Source organism: Pseudomarimonas arenosa (assembly GCF_014841215.1).
Lineage (GTDB): Bacteria > Pseudomonadota > Gammaproteobacteria > Xanthomonadales > Xanthomonadaceae > Pseudomarimonas > Pseudomarimonas arenosa.
This window is the reverse complement of record NZ_JACYTR010000112.1, coordinates 1-4,692: the sequence shown is the minus strand read 5'-3', so window position 1 is coordinate 4,692 and position 4,692 is coordinate 1. Positions and strand designations below refer to the sequence as shown.

The following is a 4,692-nucleotide window of genomic DNA, read 5'->3' as shown; positions in this document are numbered from 1 at the left end:
CTGTCAACGCTTAACCTCACCGTTACCGGCTTCGGTCCATGACTCGGTGCCCCGCTGGGTGGCTAGCCCTTCGCGAGTAGAGGAACTGCCCCTCCGATGTTCTGCCGGTTTGTGCCGGCGCACCGGGTGTCCAGGTTCGTCCGCCAGACCTCGGCCTGCCCGGCATGGCGCGGGCCTTCCAGCGCCAGCTCAATCAACCCAGCGCGCGTCGCGGGGTAGGACTTTTCCTAGTTGATGGCTGTCCAGGCTGCTGCAGGCTGCTGCACACGAAAACCTCCGGGATGGAGGTCTCAGCAGCCTGCTAGTAGCGTTTCCGATTGCCCGGCAACGAGCAGCCGCCGTTCCTTGGCGGGTGCACAAGCGAGGGCGGGTCTTGGCGTCTTGCGATGCCGCCCAAAAACCGGGCCACCAACCCCGGCACAACACAAGGACTACTCAGGCCGCAGACCGTGGAGGCCTCAAAGCGGGGATCAACTAATGGTTATCACGTGCCTTCAGCGGGCTCCTCAGCAAGACTAACGACGACACAGTAGATATCGACGCCGCGGCTGTGCATGCGATAAGGGCAGTCACCCTCCACGGCGAAGCAGGCCAGTTCGGCGATACCCTGGGCCTGCTCATCGGTGCAGCGCCACGCCACTTCTGCGAAGATCGACAGCCCGGTGCGCTCAGCCAGCTCCTGCATGAAGCACGACCCGGAGCGCACCGCCTCGGGCAATGACTCATTGGCCCATCCCCATTTCCAGATGCCGTCCTTCAGCGTGCCGAGCAGCGCAACCGAGCCGCGAAGACCCAGCCCTGCCGCGGTGACGAAGCGAATGTCGCCGCTAGCGAGATCGGCATCCCACCGACCGGCATCGTCAACGCCCCACGTCGCAACCAGTCGTTGTCGCTGCGCCTCGCAGTATTCGGCGGCGTCGGCGAACAGGGCATCGAGTTCGTCGTCAGTCATGATCTATTCCTCAATGATGCAGATGCCGGTGACCGCGGCTTGTTGCCGCCAGCAAAGCGCTGGGCGAGTCTTGACCCGCCTAGGGAGCCCCCCCGCGCAGGCCCAACAACCAGTAGAACCTAAGACTTCGTTGCATTCTCGGAGTAGTTGCGGCGAACGACAACAACAGAGCGGCGGGTCGAAACACCCGCCCTACCTAGCTACCTTGCTGTATCGCAGCGCTAGATCACCAACACGACGTCAGTCACTGCAGCTGACCCGGGCCAGCTGGCGCAAGGTAACAAGCTCCGGATAGGTCCAGCCCTCAGTGCCGAGACTGGTCTGCAATGAACCAAAGTACTTTCGCTCATGATCGCTCCAATCCATCGAACGTACCAGTCTCAGAGTATTGGCTAGTACGGATTGGAGCTGAAACGGGTTGCTCTGTACAGATTCGATAATCGCACTCAATGTGCCGATCAAGTCATCGCGGAGAACCTTGGCGGCGAATAGCAATGCCGGAAGAAGATCTCCATCAAACCATATCAAATCATTGTTTGAACCCAACTCAATAGCTGACAAGACCGCTAGTTCAGTTTCAGCTTTCGAAATGACTGAGGAACTTGTTAAGCCGGACATGAGTGAGTCACAGCAGGCCACAGGAGCACAAACGTTCTTATGTGCGCCACTGAATAGCCAGGACAATGCAATGCCTAGTTCTTCTATCCGCTGGTGCGCTTGGCGTTTGTTGGCTGTACAGGCCAGATGCGGTCGTTCCCAGAACGCAACACAGCGTGAAGCGTGCCTTACTCTCCAGTCTCCATCTTGGAGCAGTTCGCCACACAGGTTCGCAGCAGCTCTCGCAACCGCCTGACATGCGCCGCTTTCACTCTCGCACTCACTCCAAGCCAAGTGTTCGTCCGACAGCAATACCGGGAATTTTGCCCATGGGTCGCCCTGGCACAACTGCATGAGCGGCCTGGCTAGCAGCACCACACGAACTGGCTCAAGGCGAATTGCGTCTACGATGGCCGAAGCGACACTCGCAGCACCGGCCAATCGAGTCCCTTGATGAACAACCGACTCAACCATCTCCCATACGAGTTCCTGCGGCCCGTTCTGCAGGATGCGCACCAATTGCTGATCAAGATTTGGAGTCGAATGCATTTCACCCCCTCTAGAGCTTGAACCAGCCGTTCGAGGTGAAGAATCCACTACCCGATGGCCACGAAACCCATAGCTTACTTCCAGGCTTCATTAGCTTAGGGACGCCGGCTTGACAGTAGCCGCAAGGTCCACCTTCGTGATTGATGACCAACGCTCCAGTTTCACCCGGCTCCAACAATGCTGCTGCCTGTCCTTCTACGTGCTGCGAGGCAATTGCAGGAGGTGACTTCGGCGGAAAAGAGGGATTCGGCGGTACAGCCGGCCTGCTGGATAGGGGCACGTTGCCCTTCTTACAATTCAGTACACCTTGAGTCGGCCCGCCCGGAAGACGTGGAGGCACTGAGACCAGCCCCCAGGGATCCGTTCGAGCCAATGGCTGGGCCTCGACAAAACTGAATATGCTTGACCCACCCGCCAACCCAATCGGATCCGACTGCACATAGCGTCCGCTTCCCGCCTCGTAATCACGGAAGTAGTTGTAGTGCTGCCCCGTCTCGCGGTCGTACTGCTGTCCGGGGAAACGCAGGGTGTAATCGAAGTTGCCGAGGCCAGTGGGATTGCTATTGGCCGCAGTTTCACCGAACGGCGCAGACTCCCAGCGCCAGACGATCTGGTTGTTGGGGTTGACCAGGGCACGGGGGGTGTCGAGGTGATCCGGGTGGACGAAGTACACATCGACCGCCGGGGCGCTGCCGTTGGCGGGGATGGATTGGCCGCCCTGCGTCGAGCCCGAGGGTCTGATCACGGCGATCGGGGTGTCGGCCAACCACAGCTGTTCGAACAGCAGTTGGCCGTCGCCATCGTAACGCCCGATCAGGTGGCCCTCTTGATCGTAAACGTACTGCTCGCTGGGTCGGGTATTGGCTTGAGCAGCGGCGGACCACTTGCCCACTCGCTCGCCAAAGGCGTTGTAGGCGTAGCGGGCGATACGGGTGCTACCGCCAACATCCACCCGATCCACGGCCAGCAGTCGATTGCGTCCGCCATAGCTGGACTGCAGCGTCTGTCCAACGAAGTCGCCGGCTTCGGCGCGCCAGGCCGTGGTGTTGCCGGCGGCGTCATAGCTGCGGCTAGCAGCGCCAATCGCGCTGAGGCGATTGCTGCTGGTTGCGATCGCAAAGTCGATCACCTCGGCCGCAGCAGCGCCGACCTGTTTGGTCTGTTGCGTACGATTGCCGGTTGAATCGTAGCTCCAGTCCAAGCTCAGTCCGGCGGTGGGTCCGACGGCGGCGGCATTGTCAGCCGCGATCAGCCGATCGGCATCGTCATAGTCAAAGCTCCAGTTGGACTGGGCGCTGCCGCTGTCGCTGATGGACTCGACGCGGCCGTTGTGGTCGTATGCCAGGGTGCGAGTCGCCGAGCCGAGACTATGTTCACGGATGCGGCCATCGGTGTCGAAACTACGGGTGTAGCGCTGATTGCTGCCATAAGCCCAGGACTTCGGCTCGCCGAGCGGGAAATAGTCGATCTCGCGGACGATCTCGACACCATTGACCAGGATGCGCAACAGACGACCATCGCTGCCGTAGCTGTAGCGGACTTCGACACCAGAAGGCAGCACCGTGGTCTGCAGCTTGCCGTTGGCATCGTAGTCGTGTGAGGTGCTCAGCGCAGCGCTGGCGCCAACGGTCTGTTGCCGCTCAACGATCTTTCCATGTTCGTCGTAAGCAAACGCCAGCGTAGTGGACGGAATGCCACTGCCGTTGGCCGCCGCTGTGGTGGCGCTGGTCAGACGGCCGCGGGCGCCTTCGCCACCGGCGACTTCATCGTAAGTGAAGCTCAGTGTTTCGTCGCTGTAGCTGACCTTGCGCAGCCGGCTGGCCTCATCATACTCATAGCTGCTGCTTTGACCACGCGAGTCCGTCTGACCGATCAGGTTTCCGGCCGGGTCGAACTGGTAGTTAGTTGTTCCTGTATCCGGGCTGATCAGGCGCGTCAGCTCATCGAAGCCGTTGTAGCGGTACTCGGTAGTGAGGCTACGCGGATCGGTAACGGTGCGTAGATTGTCCTGGGCGTCGTAGCTGTAGGCGATGCTGGCGCCGCTGGCATCAGTGGTGGACTTCAGTCGCTGCAATTCGTCGTAGCTGCTGGTCGCAGCCAGCGCATGCAACGGCGAACGCATACTGGTTTCGTTGTCGTTGCCGTCGTAGCCGAAGCGAGTGACCTCTTCGTCGCGCGCACGTTGCAGCGCATCGAGCCGACCCAGATCATCGTAGACCCGGGTTTCGGTCATGCGCAGCGCATTGGCCGCATCGAAGGTCTGCTCGCTGGTGCGATTGCCAAGCGCGTCGTAGGCGTACTCGATACGATTTCCCAGCGCGTCAGCAATCTGGGTGAGCCGACCGGCATCGTTGTAGCGATAGGCCAGATAGCTGCCATCGGGCAGGGTGATGCGGGTCAGGTTACCGGCATCGTCGTAGCGATAGGCAGTGACTTCACGTGCGGTTTCATCTTCGTGCCCGCTGCGTTGTTGTTGATTCCCACACTCCAACCGAACAAACACCCCGCTTTCGGCCATTTTTCGATCGTCGTCGTCAACCGTCGTTGCGACGGTAATTCGGTAAGCGGAATTTCCCAGGAAAACGCTGCGGGTT

3 protein-coding genes are annotated in these 4,692 nt (G+C 60.2%); all 3 read right to left on the bottom strand.

The features are described from left to right. Window positions 1–484: 484 nt before the first annotated feature. The gene (locus IFO71_RS21260) at window positions 485–952 is read right to left on the bottom strand and encodes a DUF6882 domain-containing protein (RefSeq protein WP_192031698.1); all 468 of its coding nucleotides are present in this window, start codon (window positions 950–952) and stop codon (window positions 485–487) included. A gap of 240 nt (window positions 953–1,192) precedes the next feature. Continuing rightward, complete coding sequence (locus tag IFO71_RS21255) at window positions 1,193–2,098, bottom strand: hypothetical protein (protein WP_192031697.1); 906 nt, start codon at window positions 2,096–2,098, stop codon at window positions 1,193–1,195. A gap of 10 nt (window positions 2,099–2,108) precedes the next feature. Continuing rightward, window positions 2,109–4,692 (bottom strand): RHS repeat-associated core domain-containing protein (locus IFO71_RS21250; protein ID WP_225444863.1); only part of this gene is annotated, 2,584 nt, incomplete at its 5' end.